At 31.8% G+C, this 22,076-nt stretch carries 22 protein-coding genes; 21 read left to right on the top strand and 1 reads right to left on the bottom strand.

Annotation, left to right across the window (positions count from 1 at the left end):
- Positions 1 to 18: 18 nt before the first annotated feature.
- A complete protein-coding gene (gene rpsT, locus ACREV6_RS23395; RefSeq protein ID WP_431580438.1) occupies positions 19 to 291 on the bottom strand; it encodes a 30S ribosomal protein S20 in 273 nt (90 codons plus the stop codon).
- A gap of 256 nt (positions 292 to 547) precedes the next feature.
- Between rpsT and gpr the strand changes: the two genes are divergently transcribed.
- From gpr to era, 21 genes are all read left to right on the top strand, one after another.
- Positions 548 to 1,522, top strand: a complete 975-nt coding sequence (gene gpr, locus ACREV6_RS23390; protein WP_431580437.1) for a GPR endopeptidase — start codon at positions 548 to 550, stop codon at positions 1,520 to 1,522.
- Between the two features lie 52 nt (positions 1,523 to 1,574).
- Positions 1,575 to 2,690: a stage II sporulation protein P gene (locus ACREV6_RS23385; RefSeq protein ID WP_431580436.1), complete on the top strand. Its 1,116-nt coding sequence runs from the start codon at positions 1,575 to 1,577 to the stop codon at positions 2,688 to 2,690.
- A gap of 86 nt (positions 2,691 to 2,776) precedes the next feature.
- Complete coding sequence (locus ACREV6_RS23380; protein WP_431580435.1) at positions 2,777 to 3,022, top strand: hypothetical protein; 246 nt, start codon at positions 2,777 to 2,779, stop codon at positions 3,020 to 3,022.
- A 200-nt stretch (positions 3,023 to 3,222) separates the two neighbouring features.
- Positions 3,223 to 5,028 (top strand): translation elongation factor 4, encoded by a 1,806-nt coding sequence (lepA, locus tag ACREV6_RS23375; protein ID WP_431580434.1) that lies wholly within the window; start codon positions 3,223 to 3,225, stop codon positions 5,026 to 5,028.
- Between the two features lie 95 nt (positions 5,029 to 5,123).
- A complete protein-coding gene (gene hemW, locus ACREV6_RS23370; RefSeq protein ID WP_431580519.1) occupies positions 5,124 to 6,248 on the top strand; it encodes a radical SAM family heme chaperone HemW in 1,125 nt (374 codons plus the stop codon).
- Between the two features lie 229 nt (positions 6,249 to 6,477).
- On the top strand, positions 6,478 to 7,524 hold the full coding sequence (gene hrcA, locus ACREV6_RS23365) for a heat-inducible transcriptional repressor HrcA (RefSeq protein ID WP_431580433.1): 1,047 nt from the start codon (positions 6,478 to 6,480) through the stop codon (positions 7,522 to 7,524).
- A gap of 98 nt (positions 7,525 to 7,622) precedes the next feature.
- Positions 7,623 to 8,246 carry a nucleotide exchange factor GrpE gene (gene grpE, locus ACREV6_RS23360; protein WP_431580518.1) on the top strand — a complete coding sequence of 208 codons (624 nt, stop codon included), beginning with the start codon at positions 7,623 to 7,625 and terminating at the stop codon, positions 8,244 to 8,246.
- A gap of 79 nt (positions 8,247 to 8,325) precedes the next feature.
- Complete coding sequence (dnaK, locus tag ACREV6_RS23355) at positions 8,326 to 10,179, top strand: molecular chaperone DnaK (protein WP_431580432.1); 1,854 nt, start codon at positions 8,326 to 8,328, stop codon at positions 10,177 to 10,179.
- A 129-nt stretch (positions 10,180 to 10,308) separates the two neighbouring features.
- Positions 10,309 to 11,427 (top strand): molecular chaperone DnaJ, encoded by a 1,119-nt coding sequence (gene dnaJ, locus ACREV6_RS23350; RefSeq protein WP_431580431.1) that lies wholly within the window; start codon positions 10,309 to 10,311, stop codon positions 11,425 to 11,427.
- 58 nt (positions 11,428 to 11,485) lie between these two features.
- Positions 11,486 to 12,421, top strand: coding sequence for a 50S ribosomal protein L11 methyltransferase (gene prmA, locus ACREV6_RS23345; protein ID WP_431580430.1), 936 nt, complete (start codon positions 11,486 to 11,488; stop codon positions 12,419 to 12,421).
- A 70-nt stretch (positions 12,422 to 12,491) separates the two neighbouring features.
- Positions 12,492 to 13,244, top strand: coding sequence for a 16S rRNA (uracil(1498)-N(3))-methyltransferase (locus ACREV6_RS23340; RefSeq protein WP_431580429.1), 753 nt, complete (start codon positions 12,492 to 12,494; stop codon positions 13,242 to 13,244).
- Positions 13,244 to 14,554 carry a tRNA (N(6)-L-threonylcarbamoyladenosine(37)-C(2))-methylthiotransferase MtaB gene (gene mtaB, locus ACREV6_RS23335; RefSeq protein ID WP_431580428.1) on the top strand — a complete coding sequence of 437 codons (1,311 nt, stop codon included), beginning with the start codon at positions 13,244 to 13,246 and terminating at the stop codon, positions 14,552 to 14,554. The genes ACREV6_RS23340 and mtaB overlap by 1 nt, the downstream gene beginning before the upstream one ends.
- A gap of 111 nt (positions 14,555 to 14,665) precedes the next feature.
- Positions 14,666 to 15,010: a histidine triad nucleotide-binding protein gene (locus ACREV6_RS23330; protein ID WP_431580427.1), complete on the top strand. Its 345-nt coding sequence runs from the start codon at positions 14,666 to 14,668 to the stop codon at positions 15,008 to 15,010.
- 243 nt (positions 15,011 to 15,253) lie between these two features.
- Positions 15,254 to 15,430: a 30S ribosomal protein S21 gene (rpsU, locus tag ACREV6_RS23325; protein ID WP_124998347.1), complete on the top strand. Its 177-nt coding sequence runs from the start codon at positions 15,254 to 15,256 to the stop codon at positions 15,428 to 15,430.
- 342 nt (positions 15,431 to 15,772) lie between these two features.
- Entirely contained in the window at positions 15,773 to 16,057 is a 285-nt protein-coding gene (gene yqfC, locus ACREV6_RS23320; protein ID WP_431580426.1) for a sporulation protein YqfC, read from the top strand.
- Positions 16,050 to 17,171, top strand: coding sequence for a sporulation protein YqfD (gene yqfD / locus ACREV6_RS23315; RefSeq protein ID WP_431580425.1), 1,122 nt, complete (start codon positions 16,050 to 16,052; stop codon positions 17,169 to 17,171). The genes yqfC and yqfD overlap by 8 nt, the downstream gene beginning before the upstream one ends.
- Positions 17,172 to 17,239: 68 nt before the next feature.
- Positions 17,240 to 19,333 (top strand): HD family phosphohydrolase, encoded by a 2,094-nt coding sequence (locus ACREV6_RS23310; RefSeq protein ID WP_431580424.1) that lies wholly within the window; start codon positions 17,240 to 17,242, stop codon positions 19,331 to 19,333.
- Positions 19,330 to 19,830: an rRNA maturation RNase YbeY gene (ybeY, locus tag ACREV6_RS23305; RefSeq protein ID WP_431580423.1), complete on the top strand. Its 501-nt coding sequence runs from the start codon at positions 19,330 to 19,332 to the stop codon at positions 19,828 to 19,830. The genes ACREV6_RS23310 and ybeY overlap by 4 nt, the downstream gene beginning before the upstream one ends.
- 63 nt (positions 19,831 to 19,893) lie before the next feature.
- Positions 19,894 to 20,592: a diacylglycerol kinase gene (locus ACREV6_RS23300; protein WP_431580422.1), complete on the top strand. Its 699-nt coding sequence runs from the start codon at positions 19,894 to 19,896 to the stop codon at positions 20,590 to 20,592.
- Between the two features lie 147 nt (positions 20,593 to 20,739).
- Positions 20,740 to 21,138, top strand: a complete 399-nt coding sequence (locus ACREV6_RS23295; RefSeq protein WP_431580421.1) for a cytidine deaminase — start codon at positions 20,740 to 20,742, stop codon at positions 21,136 to 21,138.
- A 54-nt stretch (positions 21,139 to 21,192) separates the two neighbouring features.
- Complete coding sequence (era, locus tag ACREV6_RS23290) at positions 21,193 to 22,074, top strand: GTPase Era (RefSeq protein WP_431580420.1); 882 nt, start codon at positions 21,193 to 21,195, stop codon at positions 22,072 to 22,074.
- The last annotated feature ends 2 nt before the right edge of the window (positions 22,075 to 22,076 follow it).

Raw genomic sequence — 22,076 nt, 5'->3', positions numbered from 1 at the left:
GACATCACCGGTTGTTTATTATGCAGTTAAACTTAAGTTGTTTAACTTCGCTGCGAGTCTTGATTTTCTTCTTGCTGCTTTATTAATGTGAAGAATACCTTTTGTTACAGCCATATCTAAAGCTTTAACCACGTTTGCATATGTAACTTTAGCTTCTTCAACATTACCACTAACGATAGCTGCTTCGAATTTCTTTACCTTAGTTTTTAAAGCTGATTTAATCATTGTATTTCTTAATGTCTTAACTTCAGTAACTTTAATTCTCTTTTTTGCTGATTTAATATTTGCCATTCATTTTCACCCCCCTTTGTATTTAATCCGTATCAGCAGTTTTGGGGAAAACTGCATACGAGTCTATTTAATAGACAATAGACAATTGATATTATAGCATTAAAATTAAAGCACTTCAAGTGAAACTTATCCTACATATAGAAATTTTAAATAATGTTAAATTTTATAGAAATGTTAAATTTAAATAAATATTTTTATAAGAATAGGGAAAGACTATTAGGAAAAGCTAATATTAAAATTTAGTTGAGGTGAAATTATGATAAGTATAAGAACCGATTTAGCAGTGGAAGCTAAAGAGATATACAGTGCAGAAAGCAATGGTGAGCTGACTGGTGTTGATGTAGAGGAGTATAGTGAGGGTGATATTAAAATCACTAATGTAAAAATAGTGAGTGATGTTGGAGAAAAAATGATGGGAAAACCAAAAGGTACATATATAACTATTGATATCCCGGAATTTGTTCACTATGATGGCGAGGCTATGGACAGGGTAAGTGTTGTAATGGGAAAGGTATTGAAGCCCTTAATAAAACTCGAAGATAATATGACAGCCCTTGTGGTTGGGCTTGGTAATTGGAACGTTACTCCTGATGCTATAGGTCCAAAAGTTGTTTCCAAAATAATGGTGACTAGGCATTTAAAACAATTAGTGCCGGATTCTATAGATGAAGGCATAAGGCCGGTGTGTGCTATATCACCGGGGGTACTAGGAATAACTGGTATGGAAACAGGCGAAATTATTAGGGGCGTGGTTGAGAAAATTAAACCCAATTTAGTAATTTGCATTGATGCATTAGCGTCAAGGAAGATGGATAGAGTAAATAGAACTATACAAATAGGGACTTCTGGAATTTCTCCAGGAGCTGGAATAGGAAATAGGAGGATGCAAATAAGCGAGGCAACACTGGGAGTGCCGGTTATAGCTATTGGAGTGCCAACAGTAGTGGATGCAGCAACGCTAGCTAATGATACCATTGATTTAGTACTTGATGAGATGATTAGAACTGCGAATTCAGGTGGCGAATTTTACAATATGCTTAAAGCCATTGATAAGCAGGAAAAACAAAAGATGATAACTGAAATATTAAACCCATATGTTGGTAATCTTGTAGTTACACCAAAGGAAATTGATATGGTTATAAATTCTCTTTCTAAAATAATTGCCAGCGGCCTTAATATAGCCTTGCAACCAGCACTGGACCTGGAGGACATAAACAAGTTCTTAAACTAGTCATAAATTAATATATTCCCTCATATATATTGTAAAAACAGGGGGGATAAAAATGAATTTTTCAAAATGTACTATTAAAAAGAATAGTAATGTGAGAATTGCTTTTAGTATTTTCACATTACTAATTATTTTTTTATTTGGAATCATTTTACCTAAAAATGCTGTGGCCTACAGTGAAGGAAATTATCTAAATTACTTTTATGTTAAGGCTATTAATAATACATTATCTGTATTTAAGTCTGTGGGCACGCAAGAAGAGCCCCATAAAAGTGAAAGTAGTTTGAAATTACAAACACTATCATTTCTAGGGATAGACATTTCCAATCCTATATCAATAATAACAAAAGAAATTGCATATTTGAATGAAAATAAAATTAGTGGAGATATAAATGTAAAAAATGATAGCAATCAAGTAAACAATTTAAAAACGTTTATTCTTAATCCCTTTAATTTAGGAGAAAAACAAATAAGTAAGACTGAAGCTACAACAGAGAAATCTAATGTCATTGCAAACCTTTATAATTCTAAATTGAAAAAAAATCTAAATAATGCGAAGCCAGAAGTACTTATATATCATTCTCATACTTCGGAAGCTTATTTAGCCTCAGACAAGGATAAAACTAAAGCTAGTGATAGTCCGGATGGAACAAAAAATGTAACGGCTGTAGGAGCTGTAATAGAAGAGGAACTAGAAAAGAATTATGGAATTGCAGTTATACATGATAAGACGGTGAACGATAAAGGTGATTATTATGGGGCCTACAAAAAATCCGGTATTACTTTAGATAAGTATTTAAAGGAATATGGAGATTTTAAATTGATTATAGATTTACATAGAGATAGTAAAAAGGCAGTAACTGCAAAATTAAATGGAGAAGATGTTGCTAAGTTTATGTTTGTAGTGACAAAGAAAAACCCTAGATATGTAAAGCAAAAGAAATTAATAGATTCCATGATAGGAACATCAAATAAACTATTTCCAGGTCTTTTAGAGCCCAGAGAAATCTATCCTTATGATTACGGTATGGGCTTTTTTAATCAGAATAGAAGTGATAATGCTTTGCTAATTGAAGTAGGCTCAGATAGTAATACCATTCAAGAAGCGAAAAATACTGGTAAATATTTAGCAAGAATAATTGCAGAGCAATTAAATGGAAAAAGTGAATAATATATTTTTAAAAGTGCATCCTTACTAAGGAGAAGATAATAATTAGTAAATATTATTTATCTCTTAGAACCTTAGGAGGCACTTTTATGCGAAAAAAAGGTAGAATTAAATATACTATTGTGATTTTTCTTTGTTTTTCTATACTTATCTATGGATTTTTTAAAATTAACATTACTAAAACAAAAGATTTGAGAAAAAAGTCAAAGTTTACAATAGATTTAACATTAAAACCAATTGATTTAAAAATAGAGACTGAAGATTATGTTTTTTATGTAAATAATAAGGTTATTGATAAGATTAAAGAAAAATATAATGGCATTTTTTCAAAATAATAATAATATTAATACTTTCAGCTAAATAAATCGCTATGGAAGAGTACTTTGTATTGACAAAGTTATAGACATTTATGATATAATTTAAGTTGTTTTGTAAAAACCAATATATTTTGTGGCACAAGGCAATGATAAAAAGTGGAATATAAAGTATACTTAGGTTATGCTAAATTCATATACAATAACGGGGGTAAAAATTAATGCAGAGTGATAGACAAAAATACATAAGAAATTTTTCCATAGTTGCACATATAGATCACGGCAAGTCTACTCTTGCGGATAGGCTACTAGAAAAGACAGGTACTTTAACTAAAAGAGAAATGGAAGAACAGGTACTTGATACTATGGACTTAGAAAGAGAAAGAGGTATTACTATAAAATCTCAGCCAGCTAGGCTTGTTTATAAAAGAGATAATGGCGAAGAATACATATTAAATCTTATAGACACTCCAGGACATGTAGATTTTAATTATGAGGTTTCAAGGAGTTTAGCTGCTTGTGAAGGAGCAGTGCTTGTAGTTGATGCATCTCAAGGAATTCAAGCTCAGACTCTGGCAAACTGTTATCTTGCCTTAGATAATAATCTTGATATTGCACCAGTTATTAATAAAATAGACCTTCCTAGTGCAAGGCCACAAGAGGTTATTAAGGAAATTGAGGATGTAATCGGAATTGAAGCTCAGGATGCTCCGCTAATTTCAGCTAAGACTGGACTTAATATAGAAGATGTTTTAGAAACCGTAGTAAAAAAGATTTCACCACCTAGTGGTGATGAAGAAGCTCCACTTAAAGCGCTAATTTTTGATTCTTCTTATGATAGCTATAAAGGCGTTGTGTGTTATGTAAGAATTAGGGATGGCATAGTTAGACCAGGAACAAAGATTAAGCTGATGAATACTAATAAAATCTATGATGTAGTAGAAGTTGGAGTTTTTGTTCCAAATTATCTGCCTGTACCTGAGCTAAGAGCTGGGGATGTTGGATATATAACTGCTTCAATAAAAAATGTTAGAGATGCTAGGGTTGGGGATACAGTAACAGAGGCTGATAGACCAGCGCTAGAGCCACTTAAGGGATATAGGCCAGCAGTTCCCATGGTATTTAGTGGTATCTATCCTGTAGATGGTTCTAGATATGGAGAATTAAAAGAAGCATTAGAAAAACTTCAGTTAAATGATGCAGCCTTAGGTTTTGAACCAGAGACATCTATTGCTTTAGGATTTGGATTTAGATGTGGATTCTTAGGTCTTCTGCATATGGAAATAGTGCAAGAAAGAGTAGAAAGAGAATTTAATTTAGATATTATTACTACAGCTCCTTCAGTTATATATAAAGTAATGAAAACTAATGGGGAATTAATTGAAATAACAAATCCTACAAACCTTCCAGAGCCTACAGAAATTAATTATATGGAAGAACCAATAGTTAAAGCTTCAATTATAACACCATCGGAACATTTAGGAACAGTTATGGAGTTATGCCAACAAAAAAGAGGCGTATACATTGATATGAACTATATAGAAACCACTAGAGTGGTTGTAAATTATGAATTGCCTCTTAATGAAATAGTATATGACTTTTTCGATGCCTTAAAATCAAGAACAAAAGGCTATGCATCTTTTGACTATGAATTAAAAGGATACATCAAGGCAAATCTTGTAAAATTAGATATTTTGCTTAAAGGAGAAAAGGTTGATGCTCTTTCTATGATTGTTCCTGAGGAAACAGCTTCCCATAGAGGAAGGGTTATGTGTGAAAAACTAAAAGAGCATATACCAAGACAAATGTTCGAAATTCCAATACAAGCAGCTATAAACGCCAAGGTAATTGCAAGAGAAACTGTAAAAGCAATGAGAAAAGATGTTTTAGCTAAATGTTATGGCGGAGATATTTCAAGAAAGAGAAAATTACTAGAAAAACAAAAAGAAGGTAAAAAGAGAATGAGACAAGTTGGAAGTGTAGAAGTTCCACAAGAAGCATTTATGGCTATATTAAAAGTAGATTAATTTTAAAAATTGAGAATAGAGAATGGAGAGTTAGGAAAAATATTAAGTCTCAACTCTTAATTCTCAATTTTTATAAGTGGAGAAAGAGGGCTTAAATAATGAAAAGCGTGGCGTTATATATACATATTCCTTTTTGCAAACAAAAGTGTTTATATTGTGATTTTCCATCTTTTGCAGGTAAAGAGGAACATATGCTCCATTACTGCGCAGCTCTCGCAAAAGAAATAAGTAGTATAAAAAATAAAAAAATAAAAACTATATTTATAGGTGGGGGTACTCCCACCTATTTATCTTTAGAGGGCTGGGAAATCATAAAAGAAAGTATTGATAAATTAGACACCGCCGGTGATTTAGAGTTTACAGTGGAAGGGAATCCGGGAACATTTACAATGGAAAAATTAAAGTTTTTTAAAAAAATGGGAGTAAATAGGCTTAGTATTGGGCTTCAAGCCTTTCAAGATACGCTCTTAAAAAGCCTTGGGAGAATTCATACTATAGAAGATTTTAAGCAAAGTTTTGAAATGGCTAGAAATTTAGGCTTTAATAATATTAATGTAGATTTAATGTTTGGTTTGCCGAGTCAAACCCTTACGCAATGGCAGGAGACCTTGAAAAATTTAACTGAGCTTAAGCCAGAACATTTATCTTGCTATAGTTTAATAGTGGAAGAGGGAACTGCTTTTTATAAAAAATTCCAGCAGGGTACATTAAATCTTCCTGATGAGGAAGTAGATCGAGCTATGTACCATGAAACAATAGAATATTTAAGAAAAAAAGGGTATATTCAATATGAAATTTCAAATTTTGCAAAAGATAAAATGTCCTGTAGACATAATTTAGTATACTGGGAAATGGAGGAGTATATTGGTTGCGGGTCTGCTTCTCATTCATATATTGATGGTTTTAGGCATAAAAATGAAGAAAATGTAGAAGCTTATATGGAGAAAATAAATGTTTCTGGCAGTGCAATAGTAGAAAGAAAGAAAAATTCCACTAAAGACGACATGGAAGAGTTTATGTTTATGGGACTTAGAAAGATAGTAGGTATAAGAAAAAGTCAATTCCAAAAAAGATTTAATATAGATATACACAGTGTTTATGATAAAGTAATAAATAAATATACAAGTACTGGATTCATGGTGGAAAATGATGATAATATTTTTTTAACTTATGAAGGTATAGAAGTATCTAATGTAATTATGGCAGAATTTCTTTTGTAATAGACTTCCGTATATACTGAAACTTATATACAGTAGGGAACTTCAACTTTTATGAAGTTGCTTAGAAATTAAAGATAAATGGAGTATATCAAATTTAAACTGCTATAATGACTATAAAATGGCTATATTTAAAATTAAGGGTTATTGACAAATACAATAGTAAATGATACTTTTAATACATACTCGTTAGCACTCAATGGTAGTGAGTGCTAATAAAAGAGGTGATATTATGGAAATGGATGAAAGAAAAATTAAAATACTTCAGGCTATAATTACAGATTATATAAATAATGGTGAGCCTGTGGGGTCCAGAACCATAGCTAAAAAGTATGATTTAGGTATTAGTTCAGCTACTATAAGAAATGAAATGTCAGATTTGGAAGAGATGGGATATATTGAGCAGCTCCATACTTCATCTGGTAGAAAACCATCAGATAAGGGCTATAGATTATATGTTGATAGACTCATGCAAATAACAGAATTATCAACTGAGGAACAATATATGATTAAGCATCACCTTATTAATGTTGCACTATATGAGGTTGATAAAATTGTTAAACAAGCAACCCTTGTGCTTTCGCATCTTACAAATCTTACATCTATAGTTAAAGCACCTTCTGTTCAAAAGAGTTGTATAAAGTATATTCAGCTAATGAATTTAGATGCGGGAAGTGTCTTGTTTGTAATTATCACTGACAGTGGCATAATCAAAAACAATGTTATTAAGGTTAGTAAACCTATTAACGGTGCTACCATAGAAAAACTCACCCAGATACTTAATTTTAGATTAGGAAAGCTTACAATTGAACAAATAAATTTAGAGGTCATTAACAATTTAAAAAATAATTTAGCTTCTTATGAAGAAATCTTTGATGGTATTATTCCAGCTTTATATGATAGTTTGTCTGGCGTGGAAACTTCAGAAATATATATTCAGGGTGCTGCAAATATATTTAATTACTCAGAATATAACGATATTGTTAAAGCACGGGAGTTTCTAATTTTAGTAGATAATAAAGAGAGTATAAATAGTTTACTAAATGCTAAGGACATTACTGGTAATATTACAATAAAAATTGGTGGTGAAAATTTTGTTGAGTGTGCTAGAGAATGCAGTATTATAACGGCAGTCTATAGCGCAGCAGGAACGCCCCTTGGATCTATTGGTGTTATAGGGCCAACAAGAATACCCTATGGAAAAGTTATATCCGTGTTAACTGAAATAGTTAAAGAATTAAATGACAATATAGCTCAAATTTATGATGATCATAGATAAAATTTTGAATTAAAAGATTTGCTTTGAGCCTGGAATGGAGGAATAGTTGAGTGCATACAAATAATAGTAAAAATGAAAAAGTTTTAAAAGAAGAAAAAATGCCTTTTGAAGATTCAAGCTCAGCTGATGAAATTGAACTTGAAGAAACTTCAAGTGATTCAGAAGAAAATGAAGGTATAATAGAAGGAACACCAGAGGAAGCTGAAATAGTAGAAGAAGTAGATCCTATAGAACTTCTAGAAAGTGAAAATGAAAAAAATATGAGTAAAAAAATTAAAAAACTACAAGAAGAAAACACGAAGCTTGAGGATGAGGTTATTGCTATTAAAGATAAATTTTTAAGAACAATGGCTGAATATGAGAATTTTAGAAAAAGAACAGCCAAAGAGAAAGAAGGCATATACACTGATGCTTGTGCCGATGTTTTAAAAGAAGTTTTACCAGTACTAGATAACTTAGAAAGAGCGCTTTCAGTTGAAGGCTGCGGTGAGGATCTAAGAACTGGAGTAGAAATGACAGTAAGACAATTTAATGATGCTTTTAATAAATTAGGAGTTGAAGAACTATCCCCAGAAGGCGCCTTTGACCCGAATTTTCACAATGCAGTGATGCATGTTGAAGATGAACAGTATGGAACTAATGAAATAGTTGAAGTGTTCCAAAAGGGATATAAAAGAGCAAATAAGGTATTAAGACATAGTATGGTTAAAGTTGCAAATTAATGATTTATATTATAAAAAAATATAAAAACCTAGCAGTTAAAATGCTATAAACTAAAAGGAATACAAGGAGGAAATAATAATGGGAAAAATTATAGGAATAGATTTAGGTACAACAAATTCATGTGTAGCAGTAATGGAGGGTGGAGAACCAGTTGTAATCTCTAATTCAGAAGGTGCAAGAACTACACCATCTGTAGTTTCATTTCAAGCTAATGGAGAAAGACTAGTAGGCCAAGTAGCTAAAAGACAAGCAATTACAAATCCAGATAGAACAATAATGTCAATTAAAAGAGAAATGGGTACTGATCATAAAATAGATATTGATGGAAAATCACATACACCACAAGAAATTTCAGCTTATGTTCTACAAAAAATAAAAGCTGATGCTGAAGCTTATTTAGGAGAAGCAGTTACTGAAGCGGTAATAACTGTACCAGCATATTTCAATGATAGTCAAAGACAAGCAACAAAAGACGCAGGAAAAATAGCTGGACTTGAGGTTAAAAGAATAATAAATGAGCCAACTGCAGCAGCTCTAGCTTATGGTTTAGATAAGATGGATGTTAATCAGAAAATATTAGTATATGATTTAGGTGGCGGTACATTTGACGTATCTATATTAGAACTTGGCGATGGTTTATTTGAAGTTAAGTCAACTAATGGTAATACTAAACTTGGTGGAGATGATTTTGACCAAAAGGTAGTAAATTATATAGCTGAAACTTTTAAAGCTGATAATGCAATAGATTTAAGAAATGATAAGATGGCTCTTCAAAGATTAAAAGAAGCTGCTGAAAAAGCAAAAATAGAATTATCATCATCAATGCAAACAACAATTAATCTACCATTTATTACTGCAGATGCAACAGGTCCAAAGCATATAGAGATGAACTTAACAAGAGCTAAATTTAATGAATTAACTCAAGATTTAGTGGATGCTACAATAGAGCCAATGAAAAAAGCTCTTGCAGATGCAGGTTTATCACTTAGTGAAATAGATAAAGTTGTGCTTGTAGGTGGTTCAACAAGAACACCAGCAGTTGTAGATGTAGTTAAAAACTTTACAGGAAAAGAACCTTCAAAGGGAGTAAATCCAGATGAATGTGTTGCATTAGGTGCAGCAATCCAAGCAGGAGTATTAACTGGAGAAGTTAAAGATGTTTTACTTCTTGACGTAACTCCATTAACACTAGGAATTGAAACACTAGGTGGAATTGCTACTGCTCTAATTGAAAGAAATACTACAATTCCTGCTAAAAAGAGTCAAGTATTCTCAACAGCAGCAGATGGTCAAACATCCGTTGAAATTCACATTGTTCAAGGTGAAAGACAAATGGCTGCAGGAAACAAGACACTAGGAAGAGTTACTCTTTCTGGAATAGCAGCAGCACCAAGAGGAATTCCACAAATAGAAGTTACTTTTGATATAGATGCTAATGGTATAGTTAATGTATCAGCTAAAGATAAAGGAACAGGAAAAGAAGCTAAAATAACAATTACAGCATCAACTAATTTAAGTGATTCTGAAATTGATGCAGCAGTAAAAGAAGCAGAAAAATTCGCTGAAGAAGATAAATCAAGAAAAGAAGCAATTGAAGTTAAAAATAATGCAGAGCAGTTAGTATACCAAACTGAAAAAAGCTTAACTGACCTGGGAGAAAAAGTTTCAGAAGAAGATAAAAAAGTTATTGGTGAGAAATTAGAAGCACTTAAAAGTGTTAAAGATGGAGAAGACACAGAAGCTATAAAGAAAGCTACTGAAGAATTAACTGAAGCTTTCTACGCAGTAACTACAAAAATATACCAAGCAGAAGCTGAGCAAGCTCAAGGAACTCAAGAACCAGGAAACATGGGCGGAGAGGCTCCACATGATGATAATGTAGTAGATGCTGATTTTAAAGTAGACGAAGATGAAAAAAAAGAAGATAAATAATTAGTAATACCATTAGATTAAGGGTGGGGTAATTACCCTTCCCTTAATTTATTTTAAGTAAATTATATCAATAAGTGTAGAAAAACTATATAATAAAAGCATATATATTTTAGGTGGTGTAAAAACAGCATGGCAAAAAAAGATTATTATGAGACCCTTGGCATTGAAAGAGGTGCTAGTGAAGAAGAGATTAAGAAGGCCTTTAAAAAGGCTGCATTAAAATATCATCCAGATAGAAATCCAGACAATAAAGCAGCAGAAGACAAATTTAAAGAAGCAAATGAAGCATACCAGGTCTTATCTGATTCAGATAAAAGATCAAGATATGATCAATATGGAACAGCTGATGCTGGAGCAGGCTTTGACGCTGGCTCTGATTTTTCAGGCTTTGGTGGTTTTGGAGATATATTTGGAGACATATTTGGCGGCGGATTCTCTTCAAGAAATCAAAATGGTCCTAAAAAAGGTGCGGATTTAGAATACAATTTAAATTTAAGCTTTGAGGAGTCTGTTTTTGGCGTCGAAAAAGAGGTGTCTATTACAAAAAACGAAAAATGTAATGATTGTAGTGGTAGTGGTGCTAAAGCTGGTACTTCTCCTAAAACTTGTGATAAGTGTGGCGGAAATGGACAGATAAAAGTTCAGAGAAATACTGCTTTTGGTAGCTTTGCTAGCATGAGCACTTGTGATAAGTGCGGAGGGCGTGGTCAAATAATTTCTGAACCATGTAAAACTTGTCATGGCTCTGGAAAAGAGAGAAAAAATAGAAAAATTAAGATTAATGTTCCAGGTGGAGTTGATACTGGAAATGTTATGCCTTTAAGAGGGCAAGGAGAACCAGGTGAAAAAGGTGGCCCATCAGGAGACTTGTATATAAATATCAGAGTAACTCCTCATAAAACTTTTAAAAGGAACGGAATTGATATTCATATAGAATCTCATATAAGCTTTGGATATGCAGCTATAGGAACTGAAATTAAGGTTCCAACTGTGGATGGGGACGTTAAATATAAAGTTCCAGCAGGCACACAATCTGGTACCGTGTTTAGACTTAAGGGAAAGGGTATACCTAGAGTTAATGGACATGGAAGAGGCGATGAATACGTAAAAGTCATTGTTGATATTCCAAAAACCTTAAATGATAAGCAAAAGGTAGCCTTAAAACTCTTTATGGAAGCAAGTGGTGAAAGTGTTGATTTTTTAGACGAAAATAAAAAGTCTTTTGTGGATAAAATATTAGGTAAATAATAACTAAAAAACTTCGTTTATAAAACGGAGTTTTTTATTATAAACAAGGAGGATAACAATGAATAAAGATTGGGTTGAAGTAACTATAATAACAAGTAGTGAGGCAGTTGAGGCGGTATCTGCTATGTTATATAATACTGGTGTAAAAGGGGTTTCTATTTTAGATCCACTAGATATGATTTACAGGCGAGATCATACTACTGATTGGGACTATTTTGATGAAACTATTATAGATACAAATAGCGGGGTTGTAGTTAAAGGATATTATAAAAGAGATGAAAAATTTGAGGGTTACTTAGAAGAGATTAAAACAGGGGTAAAAAAATTACCAGAGTTTGGCTTAGATATGGGTGTAGGAACTGTAACGGCAACTGATGTAAAGGAACAAGATTGGGAAAATAATTGGAAGCAGTATTATAAACCAATAAAGGTAGGAGAAAAGATAGTTATAAAACCTATATGGGAAAAATACGATAAAAAACCTGGTGAAATAATTGTAGAGCTTGACCCGGGTATGGCTTTTGGAACAGGAACTCATGAGACTACTAGAATGTGTATAAAAGCACTTGAGAGGCACGTTAAGGCAGAGTCGGTTGTTTTTGATATAGGAACAGGGTCAGGTATATTATCTATCTCTGCGGCTAAACTTGGGGCAAAGAAAACCATAGGGGTTGATTTGGACCCAGTAGCAGTAGATTCTGCTTCGCTGAACGTCAGTTATAACGATTTAAATAACATTGAGATAGTATACGGAGACTTAATGGAAGTTGTTAAAGGAAAAGCTAACATTGTTATAGCTAATATAATGGCTGATATAATTATGTTTTTGACTGAGCAGGTTAAGGCATTTATAGTAGAGGGTGGATATTTTATTTCCTCGGGAATCATCCTAAGTAAAAAAGATGAGGTAATAAATAAGTTAACCCAATGTGGCTTTGAAATTCAAGAGATTAATATAGAGGGTGAATGGGTTTGCATAGTTGCAAAGTTATAGTCAATTAACTATATAAGGCATCTTTAAAATATATTGTGTTAAAGATGCCTAGCTGAGGAGAGAATAAATAATGCATAAATTTTTTGTGCCAAAGCAAAACATAGATGGTGATAATGCCATTATAGATGGCGAAGATGTAAAACATATATATAAGGTATTAAGGCTTAAAATTGGTGATGTGGTTAGTGTAAACAACTGTGAAGGTAGTGAATATTTAGGGGAAATAACTTTAATAGATAAGAAATCAGTAACTATAAATCTATTAGAAAAAAGCTCTATAAATAATGAAAGCCCTATTGAAGTATATTTATTTCAGGGAATGCCTAAGTCAACAAAAATGGACTTAATAGTTCAAAAAAATACGGAACTAGGGGTTAAGGCAATAACACCTATAATTACAGAGCGAGTAGTAGTTAAAACTGAGCTTAGCGAATTCAAAAAAGTAGATAGATGGAATAGGATAGCACTTGAAGCTTGTAAGCAGTGCAAAAGAAGTTTGGTGCCTCAAATTAATGTACCTATAGAATTTGATCATTTATTAGAAGAGTTAAAACATATGGATTTAGTGGTGGTTCCCTATGAAAATGAAGAAGGCTATGGTATAAAGAAATTAATGAACAACATAGAAAAAAAGACTATTGTTAAAGTTGGTATTGTCATAGGACCAGAGGGTGGATTTGAAGAAAGTGAAATTCAAAAACTTAAAGAAATAGGATCAAAAATCATCACTTTGGGACCCAGAATACTTAGAACTGAGACTGCAGGTTTTACTTGTTTAAGTTTGATAATGTATGAACTGGGAGATTTGGGAGGGGTTATATAATGAAAGTTGCTTTTTCTACTTTAGGGTGCAGGGTAAATCAGTATGAGTCAGAAGCGATGGTAGAAAAATTTATTCGCGAAGGATATGAAGTGGCTGAATTTCATGATTTTTCTGACGTATATGTTATTAATACTTGTACCGTTACTAATATGGGTGATAAAAAATCAAGACAGATGATAGGACGCGCTAGAAGAGCAAATGAAAGTGCTATTATTGCAGTGGTGGGCTGTTATGCACAGATAGCGCCTAATGAGGTAGCAAGCATTGAAGGCGTTGATGTAGTTTTAGGTAGCCGAAACAAAGGTGATATTGTTTATTGGGTAAATAGAGCTCGCCAAGAGTCGAGGCAAGTAGTAGAAGTTAGTGATGTTTTAAAAAACAAGGTATTTGAAGACTTAAATATTAGCGAATATCAAGATAGAACTAGGGCTTTTGTAAAAATTCAAGATGGTTGTAATAGATTTTGTTCTTATTGCTTAATACCTTATGCAAGAGGAGCAGTATGTAGTAAACCGCCTGAAAAAATCATATCAGAAGTTAATGAATTAGCCCAAAATGGTTTTAAAGAGATTCTTTTATCTGGTATACATATAGCATCTTTTGGATTAGATTTAGAAGACGGATGGAATTTAGTGAGGATTTTAGAGGCAGTGGATAAGGTTCCTGGAATAGAGCGGATAAGAATAGGCTCAATAGACCCAACCTTCTTTACAGAGGGTGTTATCGATAAAATAATGTCATTTAAGAAGCTATGTCCCCATTTTCATCTTTCACTTCAAAGCGGATGCGATAAGACTCTTGAAAGAATGAATAGGCATTATACAGCGCAAGAGTATAAAACTGTAGTAGAAAATTTAAGGCTAAATATAAAGGGCGTTTCTATAACTACAGACGTAATTGTAGGTTTTCCTGGAGAAACCACGGAAGAATTTAATGAAACCTATGATTTCTTAAAAGACTTAGAATTATCAAAAATGCACATTTTCAAGTATAGTCCGAGAAAAGGCACCAAAGCTGCTGGAATAAAAGAGCAGATTGATGGAAATATAAAAGAAGAGAGAAGTCACAAGCTTATTACACTTAACAATATGCTAGAAGAAAAACATATAAACACCTTCGCTGGAAAATGCATGAATGTACTATACGAGCAAAAATTAAAAAATAGTGAAGATGAATATGAAGGCTACACTGACAACTATGTAAAGGTTGTAGGAAAATCCTCTAAAAATATAGCAGGTGAATTTCATATGACTAAACTCACAGAAGCTATGGGTGATTATATACTTGGAGAAGTACAAGACTCAGAATAATTATGCAATGATAAATATATCTAGCAGGAGAATAAAATTTTATGTTGAATAGTATATTAATAAGTAATGAGCATTTGTACATTGCTCATTGAAATGATGGGAGGTGATTATGTGGAAGACTGTATATTTTGTAAAATCATAAAAAAGCAAATTCCCTGTGAGATGCTTTATGAAGATGATAAAGTTATAGCATTTAATGACATAAGCCCTCAGGCACCCGTGCATGTTATAATTATTCCAAGGCAACATATTGATGACTTAAATTGCTTAAAACAAGAGTCATCAGAGCTCGTAGGTCATATATTTATGGTTGCTGGGAAAATTGCGAAAACCTTAGGAATTGCTGAAAGTGGATATAGGATTGTTAGTAATTGTGGGGAGCAAGGGGGTCAAACTGTTCACCATGTACATTTTCATTTATTGGGGGGCAGAATGCTACAGTGGCCACCTGGTTAATAGGAAAATTAAACTAAATAGCAAACCAATATGCCAGCCTATTTAGTTGGATTTCTCATACAACTAATTTCCTGAATGTTAAATTGCAGCGTATATAGTGCAACTAAATGCATTATATATAATAAAATAGTAATGAAAATGTTGACATTATGTAAAATTGTGTTGTATAATAAAAACTGTGCTATTTAGGCCCCGCATTAGCTGTTTTTAAATTGAATTGAGCTAGCGGAGGGAGGGATAATGATGTCAGAAATTAAGGTTGGAGCAGACGAGTCCATTGAGAACGCTTTAAGAAGGTTTAAGAAAAAATGTGCAAGAAGTGGAGTGCTTGGAGAAGTAAGAAAAAGAGAGCACTATGAAAAACCAAGTGTTAAAAAGAAATTAAAATCAGAAGCTGCAAGAAAGAGAAAATTCAAATAGAATTTTTGAATATGGAAACAGATAAAATAAAATTTTGTTAGAATACCTTCCTCAGCAGTAAATAAGTTGTAAATTTTAGAGACATTCAGAGAAACAGTAGTAAAATTGGGAGCTAATAGCATGAAAAACGTGAAAAAAATTATATTTGCCGAGTTGCTGTAAGTTATAAGCAACGTAGATGGTAAATTTGCTTTTGAAATAGTAAAACAATATTTAAATAAATAAAAGACTCAGCATATGCTGAGTCTTTTTTTTTATTTAAAAATTATAAAATTTAAAAACTGTAATTTCTTGTGTTTTTTTTTCATAAATTTAATATGAAGTATTTTATGAGGTGGATATATGGAAAAAAAATTTTCTAGAGCAAAGGAAACTATAGCTATTAAGTTAGATTTGCCAAGAGATATTATATTAGATTTGCCAAAAATAACTATTTTGGCTAATAATGAAATAAATATAGAAAACCATAAAGGTGTAATAATTTTTGAAGAAGAAGAGATAAAGATAAACTCCAATGTGGGACTCATTTCTATATATGGAAAAAATTTAGAAATATTATTTATAGGAGGAAACACAATAACTTTAAGTGGCAACTTTAAATCTGTTGTGTATGAAGGAGATGAATAATTTAAAAAAATACAAAAAAGGTACTATAACAATGGAAATTCAATCATTTATGCCGGAAAAATTTATAAATTTATTATGGGGAAATGGTATTACGGTTAAAAACATAAAAAAAATTAATATAACAACTTTAGTGCTGGAGGTTAAATTATGCGATTATGTTGAAATTAGCAAAGTAGCAAAAAAAACAGATACTAAAATTGTGATTATAGGAAGGAAGGGCTTATCCTTTTTTTTAATGAAAGTAAGAAATCGGTCTACGCTATTACTGGGAATGATTTTATTTGCATGCATAATATATTATTTATCTACATTTGTATGGAATATAGAAATTAATACAGAGCATTATATAAGCCCATATGAATTACGTAATCAAATTAAAGGGTTTGGGATTTCAGCTGGTCTCAGAAAGAAAAGTATAGATGTGTACGACATTGAAAAAAAAATTCTAAGAAGCAATAATGAGATAATGTGGGTAAAAGCTAGGATTGAAGGCGTTAAGCTAAAAGTTGATGTAATAGAAAGACAATCACCGCCTATTATAATTGTGGACAAAACACCTTGTGATTTAATAGCCAGTAAAGACGGTATAGTAGTTAGAGTATTTACCACGGAAGGCACAGCAGTTGTTAAAGAGGGAGATATAATACAAAAGGGTGATCTATTAGTTAAGGGTGAGCAAGGTAAAGAAGGAAGTGTATACGCTGTACATGCCCAGGGAGAAGTTATAGCAAAAACTTTTTACGAGGAGATTAAAGAAGTTCCATTATCCAGTAAAACAAGGATCAAAACAGGAAACATTATAAGTAATTCATACATTAAATTTGCAAATAAAAAAGTTTATCTCAAAAATAGCTTAATTCCCTATGGTAATTATGATAAAATAGAAACTAACAATAAATTTATATATAAAGAAACCTATTATGAAATCCAAGAAAAAAATATACTTGTGGATCCTACTAAGGTAATAAAGGAAATTTATTCTAATATATTGAGAAATTTAGAAAAAAATGTAAAGATTATAGACAAGATTGAAGATGCAAAAAAAGACAAAGATAAATATTCTATAAAAGTATTAGTTGTTGCTGAAGAAAATATTGCTTGCGAAGAAAAATAATAATTCTAAGGAAAATGAAAATCAGTATATTTTTTAGAATACTTGCGAAAAAAAGGTGGGGATGGCATATGAAAAATATTAGAGAACTAATGACGCTTAATAAAGCAAAGCCATATTTGATTTTTATAATTACGGCAGTTGTTATGTGTTCAATTTTAGTAACAGCTTTAGTTCCCAAAAAATATACATTAAATGTGGGAGATATTGCGAAAATAGATATAAAAGCTCCTAGAGAAGTTGAAAATGAAGTATCTACAGAAGTCAGCATAGCTAAGGCTGTAGGAAATGTAGAGAAAAAAACAATTAAAGCTCCAGTGAATGAGAAGGCTATAGAAAATTTTAGAAAATTATTTTCTGCAGTAAACAAGTTAAATTCAAGTAATTCAAATGAAAAAGTATTAACAGAAAAGGAAAAAATATCTTCACTCAAGGAAAGTAATCCTATCACTGATTTTACCTATGAAAAATATCAGGCATTAATAAAATTAGATCAGAAAAAAGCTGTTGAACTCGAGAAATTTCTTAAAGAAACAATGACTACCCTTGATGCTTCATTTATAATTAATGAAGATAAGCCTGAAGAAATTATAATGGCTAAGGGTCTTATTGCTACAGCTTTTAATGACTCGAATTTTACAAAGGATATAAGAGAAATAGGAATGGCTATTGCAAATGTAGAAGTTCGTGCTAATACAATTTATGATAAAGAAAAAACGGAGATTCTAATAGAAGCGGCGAGAAAAAGCGTTAAACCTATCATGATTAAGAAGGACCAAATAATTGTAAGTGAAGGATCTCCAATAACTTTTGAACAAAAGGCGCTACTTGAATCATTAGGGCTCCTAGATAATACAAATAATTTTGAATGGTCCTTATATTTAAGTTTAGCAGGGCTTGTATGTTTAGTTATTCTACTTCAATGGTTTTATTTATATAAGTATCAACCAGAAATATTTAAGGATATAAAAAAATTAATTATGCTTAATATTCTTAATATAATAGCTATATTGCTTGCTAGAATACTAGGTATAATTTCACTGTATGTAATTCCACTAGCTTGTATACCTATGCTCATGGCTATTTTAATTGATGATGAGGTATCCATAGGCTTAAATATTCTTAATTGTATTCTAATTAGCGTTGCAGTTAATTTTAATTTTGAAATTACTGTACTAGCTGTGCTAAACTCTATTACTGGAGTTATGTTACTCAAGAAAATGCAACAAAGGAACGATATATTATATTCAGCTATATATATTGCAATGATAAACTTGGCGCTTTATCTTTCTATGGGATTTTTACTAAGCAATAGTATAGTTGATGTTTTAAAAAAGGCGGGAATGGTGTCTTTTGCAAGTCTTATATCTGGAGTACTTACCATTGGGTTTTTACCATTTTTCGAAAGTTTTTTTGATATAGTGACTACAGTGAAGCTTTTGGAACTTTCAAATCCAAATCACCCACTGTTAAAAAGGTTGCTTTTAGAAGCCCCAGGAACTTATCATCATTCTGTACTTGTGGCGAATCTTTCAGAGGTGGCAGCGGAAGTAGTTGGTGCTAATCCTGTGCTTGCGAGAGTTTCTGCTTATTATCATGATATTGGCAAGATAAAGAGACCTTATTTTTTCAAAGAAAATCAATTGGGAAATGATAATCCTCATGATAAGATAACCCCTAATCTAAGTACACTTATAATAATTTCACATGTAAAGGATGGCCTAGATCTTGCAAAGGAATATAAAGTGCCTATGGCGATTCAAGATATTATACAACAACATCACGGTACAACTTTAGTTAAATATTTTTATGTAACTATGAAAAATTCTAGCGATGCTCCAGAGGAAATTAAGGAAGAGGATTTTAGATATCAGGGACCAAATCCTGAAAGCCGCGAAGCTGCAATTATAATGCTGGCGGACGGAGTGGAGGCAGCTGTGAGATCAATTCCAAATCATACAAAAAATAAAATTGAGGAAATGGTTAATAATATAATAAAAGGCAGACTTAATGATGGGCAATTAGATAATTGTGATCTAACGCTAAAAGATTTAGAGAAAATACGAAAGGCATTTTTAAAAGTGTTTTCAGGAATATACCATGAGAGAATAGAATATCCCTTGGATAAATGGGAAAAAGATAATAAAGGAGTAAAACAAGTATGATTTTTATAGATAATAGGCAAAATAAGATAGCAGTTACAAAGGAGCTGGAAACTGCTATAAAAGAGGTCATTGAATATACGCTTTTCGAGGAAAAGCTTATTATAGATAATGAAGTAAGCGTTATATTAATTGACAACGATGAAATTAAAAAAATAAATTCAAAGTATCGTAGCATAGATGAAATAACGGATGTGCTATCCTTTCCAATGCTGGATTATCCACAAAACAAGGTGTTTAAAGATGTGTATATAGATTATAAATTTGACCAAAGTGATTTAAATGATGAAAGATTAGTAATTGGGGATGTGGCATTATCACTAGAAAAATCTAAAGAGCAAAGTGAAGAGTTTGGGCATTCCTTTATCCGTGAATGTGCATATCTTACAGTGCATTCAATTTTACATTTGTTAGGGTATGATCACATGGAGGAATCTCAAAAAAACCTTATGAGAAAAAGAGAAGAGGAAATATTGAGTAATTTCAAAATATTTAGATAGAGTACATTAATAATTATTTAAAATGACGAGGGTGACCTACAATATTTTCAAAGGTGGTTAGGTATGAAAGTGAAAAAAATGGTTGATAGTTTTAATTATGCTATTGAAGGTATTATATATTCCATTCGAACGCAGAGAAATATGAAGATACATATGATAGCTGCAATAATAGTGCTGTCTGCCACTTTTTTTTATGATTTGTCAAGAATAGAACTTTTGATTATAACCATAACTATAACCTTGGTTATAGTGGCTGAAATGATAAATACTGCAGTAGAATGCGCTATAGATGCTACAACAAATTTTTATCACCCATTAGCGAAAATTGCTAAGAATGTTGCCGCAGGTGCAGTGCTAGTAACTGCTATAAATTCAGTACTAGTAGGCTATGTTATATTTTGGGATAGATTAACTCCATTAAATAGAACGATGATGGCAAAACTTAAAAAATCTAACCCTGACAGGATATTTTTTATATTAGTTATAGTTTGTATTGCAGCAGTAGTAGTTAAGTCAATTTATGATGAGGGAACTCCATTTAGGGGGGGAATGCCAAGTGGTCACAGTACAATAGCTTTTTCAGTAGCAACAGCTATAACAATATTAACTACTGAACCCTTGATTATGGTATTATCTTATTTGCTAGCTGTAATTGTTGCGCAAAGTAGAGTGGATTCACAAATTCATTCTATCTTAGAAGTGTTTTTTGGAGGTATTTTTGGAACTTTATTAACCCTGTTATTATTTAAAGTTTTAGGATAATATTATAGTCGGTTTCAGTTGCATATATATATATAACATAATATTATTGAAATACTAATATTTAATGATATAATTGATATACGTGATTTCTAATTGTTATTTATTATCATGTGATCTAAAATTAATTATTTAGGGGTGTGTGTATTAATGGATTATAAAAAGTTAGCTAAAATTGCAATAGATGCTAGAGAAAATGCTTATGTGCCATATTCAAAATTTAAAGTTGGTGCAGCTGTTGTTACAGAAGATGATTCAATATATACTGGATGCAACATAGAAAATGCTTCTTATGGTGCTGCTAATTGTGCCGAAAGAACTGCAATTTTTAAAGCTATATCCGAGGGACATAAAAAAATTAAAGCTATTGCTATAGTTGGTGATATGTCCACCCATACCTATCCATGTGGTATTTGCAGACAAGTTATAGTAGAATTTGCCACAAAAGATATTGATATTATATTAGTAAAAAGTGAAGATGATTATATAATAAAGACTATGGAAGAAATATTACCAGGCGCGTTTACTAAAGAAGATTTATTAAAGTAAGATAGAAAAAGATTCTTAATTACTATCTACTTAAGATAACCAGAAGGAGGATATATGTTTAAATCGGGATTCGTAACTATTATAGGAAGACCTAATGTAGGTAAATCTACATTAATAAATTACATTATGGGGGAAAAATTATCAATTGTGTCTAATAGACCCCAAACTACAAGAAACAATATACAAACTATTTTGACAACTAAAGATTCTCAAATAATATTTGTAGATACTCCAGGAATGCATAAACCTAGACATAAACTAGGAGAATATATGGTTAAAGTAGCGCAGCAATCTACAAGTGAAGTAGATGTGATTTTATTTATAACTACACCAGGAGATGAAATTGACAAAGGTGATATGCATATTCTAGAACAACTAAAAGAGAGTAAAATTCCAGTGTTTTTATTAGTTAATAAGATTGATGAAAACACCCAAGAGAGAGTAGCTAAAACTATTCAGAGTTATTCTCAGTATTTTGACTTTAAAGAAATAATACCTATAGCTGCTATAAAAGGTAAAAATGTTGATATAGTTACTAAACTTGTAGTGGATAATATTCCAGAGGGACCACTATATTACCCAGAGGATATGATTACAGACCAACAAGAAAGATTTATTATTACTGAAATCATAAGAGAAAAGGCTTTGAAGCTATTATCCCAAGAAGTACCTCATGGAATAGCAATAGAAATCATTTCTATGAAACGAGATGATAGAAACATGTATCATATTGAAGCTAATTTGCTATGTGAAAAAGATTCCCATAAGGGTATAATAATTGGAAAAGGTGGAAAAACACTTAAGCAAATTTCTACTTATGCAAGACAAGATGTAATGAAATTTTTAGGCGAAAAAGTAAACCTAAGATTATGGGTAAAGGTAAAGAAAGAGTGGAGAGATACTTCAAGTATTTTGAAGGAATTAGGGTATAAGTAGGG

The organism is Clostridium sp., assembly GCF_050717515.1.
In the GTDB taxonomy this organism is placed as follows: domain Bacteria; phylum Bacillota; class Clostridia; order Clostridiales; family Clostridiaceae; genus Clostridium_AD.
The sequence above is the reverse complement of the archived record's forward strand: the minus strand, read 5'-3'. Positions and strand labels throughout refer to the sequence as shown.

Bases quoted from the DNA above. Each gene is read 5' to 3' on its own strand.
- rpsT (WP_431580438.1), bottom strand. From the start codon at position 291: ATGGCAAATATTAAATCAGCAAAAAAGAGAATTAAAGTTACTGAAGTT.
- gpr (WP_431580437.1), top strand. From the start codon at position 548: ATGATAAGTATAAGAACCGATTTAGCAGTGGAAGCTAAAGAGATATAC.
- ACREV6_RS23385 (WP_431580436.1), top strand. From the start codon at position 1,575: ATGAATTTTTCAAAATGTACTATTAAAAAGAATAGTAATGTGAGAATT.
- ACREV6_RS23380 (WP_431580435.1), top strand. From the start codon at position 2,777: ATGCGAAAAAAAGGTAGAATTAAATATACTATTGTGATTTTTCTTTGT.
- lepA (WP_431580434.1), top strand. From the start codon at position 3,223: ATGCAGAGTGATAGACAAAAATACATAAGAAATTTTTCCATAGTTGCA.
- hrcA (WP_431580433.1), top strand. From the start codon at position 6,478: ATGGAAATGGATGAAAGAAAAATTAAAATACTTCAGGCTATAATTACA.
- grpE (WP_431580518.1), top strand. From the start codon at position 7,623: ATGCCTTTTGAAGATTCAAGCTCAGCTGATGAAATTGAACTTGAAGAA.
- dnaK (WP_431580432.1), top strand. From the start codon at position 8,326: ATGGGAAAAATTATAGGAATAGATTTAGGTACAACAAATTCATGTGTA.
- dnaJ (WP_431580431.1), top strand. From the start codon at position 10,309: ATGGCAAAAAAAGATTATTATGAGACCCTTGGCATTGAAAGAGGTGCT.
- prmA (WP_431580430.1), top strand. From the start codon at position 11,486: ATGAATAAAGATTGGGTTGAAGTAACTATAATAACAAGTAGTGAGGCA.
- ACREV6_RS23340 (WP_431580429.1), top strand. From the start codon at position 12,492: ATGCATAAATTTTTTGTGCCAAAGCAAAACATAGATGGTGATAATGCC.
- mtaB (WP_431580428.1), top strand. From the start codon at position 13,244: ATGAAAGTTGCTTTTTCTACTTTAGGGTGCAGGGTAAATCAGTATGAG.
- rpsU (WP_124998347.1), top strand. From the start codon at position 15,254: ATGTCAGAAATTAAGGTTGGAGCAGACGAGTCCATTGAGAACGCTTTA.
- yqfC (WP_431580426.1), top strand. From the start codon at position 15,773: ATGGAAAAAAAATTTTCTAGAGCAAAGGAAACTATAGCTATTAAGTTA.
- yqfD (WP_431580425.1), top strand. From the start codon at position 16,050: ATGAATAATTTAAAAAAATACAAAAAAGGTACTATAACAATGGAAATT.
- ACREV6_RS23310 (WP_431580424.1), top strand. From the start codon at position 17,240: ATGAAAAATATTAGAGAACTAATGACGCTTAATAAAGCAAAGCCATAT.
- ybeY (WP_431580423.1), top strand. From the start codon at position 19,330: ATGATTTTTATAGATAATAGGCAAAATAAGATAGCAGTTACAAAGGAG.
- ACREV6_RS23300 (WP_431580422.1), top strand. From the start codon at position 19,894: ATGAAAGTGAAAAAAATGGTTGATAGTTTTAATTATGCTATTGAAGGT.
- ACREV6_RS23295 (WP_431580421.1), top strand. From the start codon at position 20,740: ATGGATTATAAAAAGTTAGCTAAAATTGCAATAGATGCTAGAGAAAAT.
- era (WP_431580420.1), top strand. From the start codon at position 21,193: ATGTTTAAATCGGGATTCGTAACTATTATAGGAAGACCTAATGTAGGT.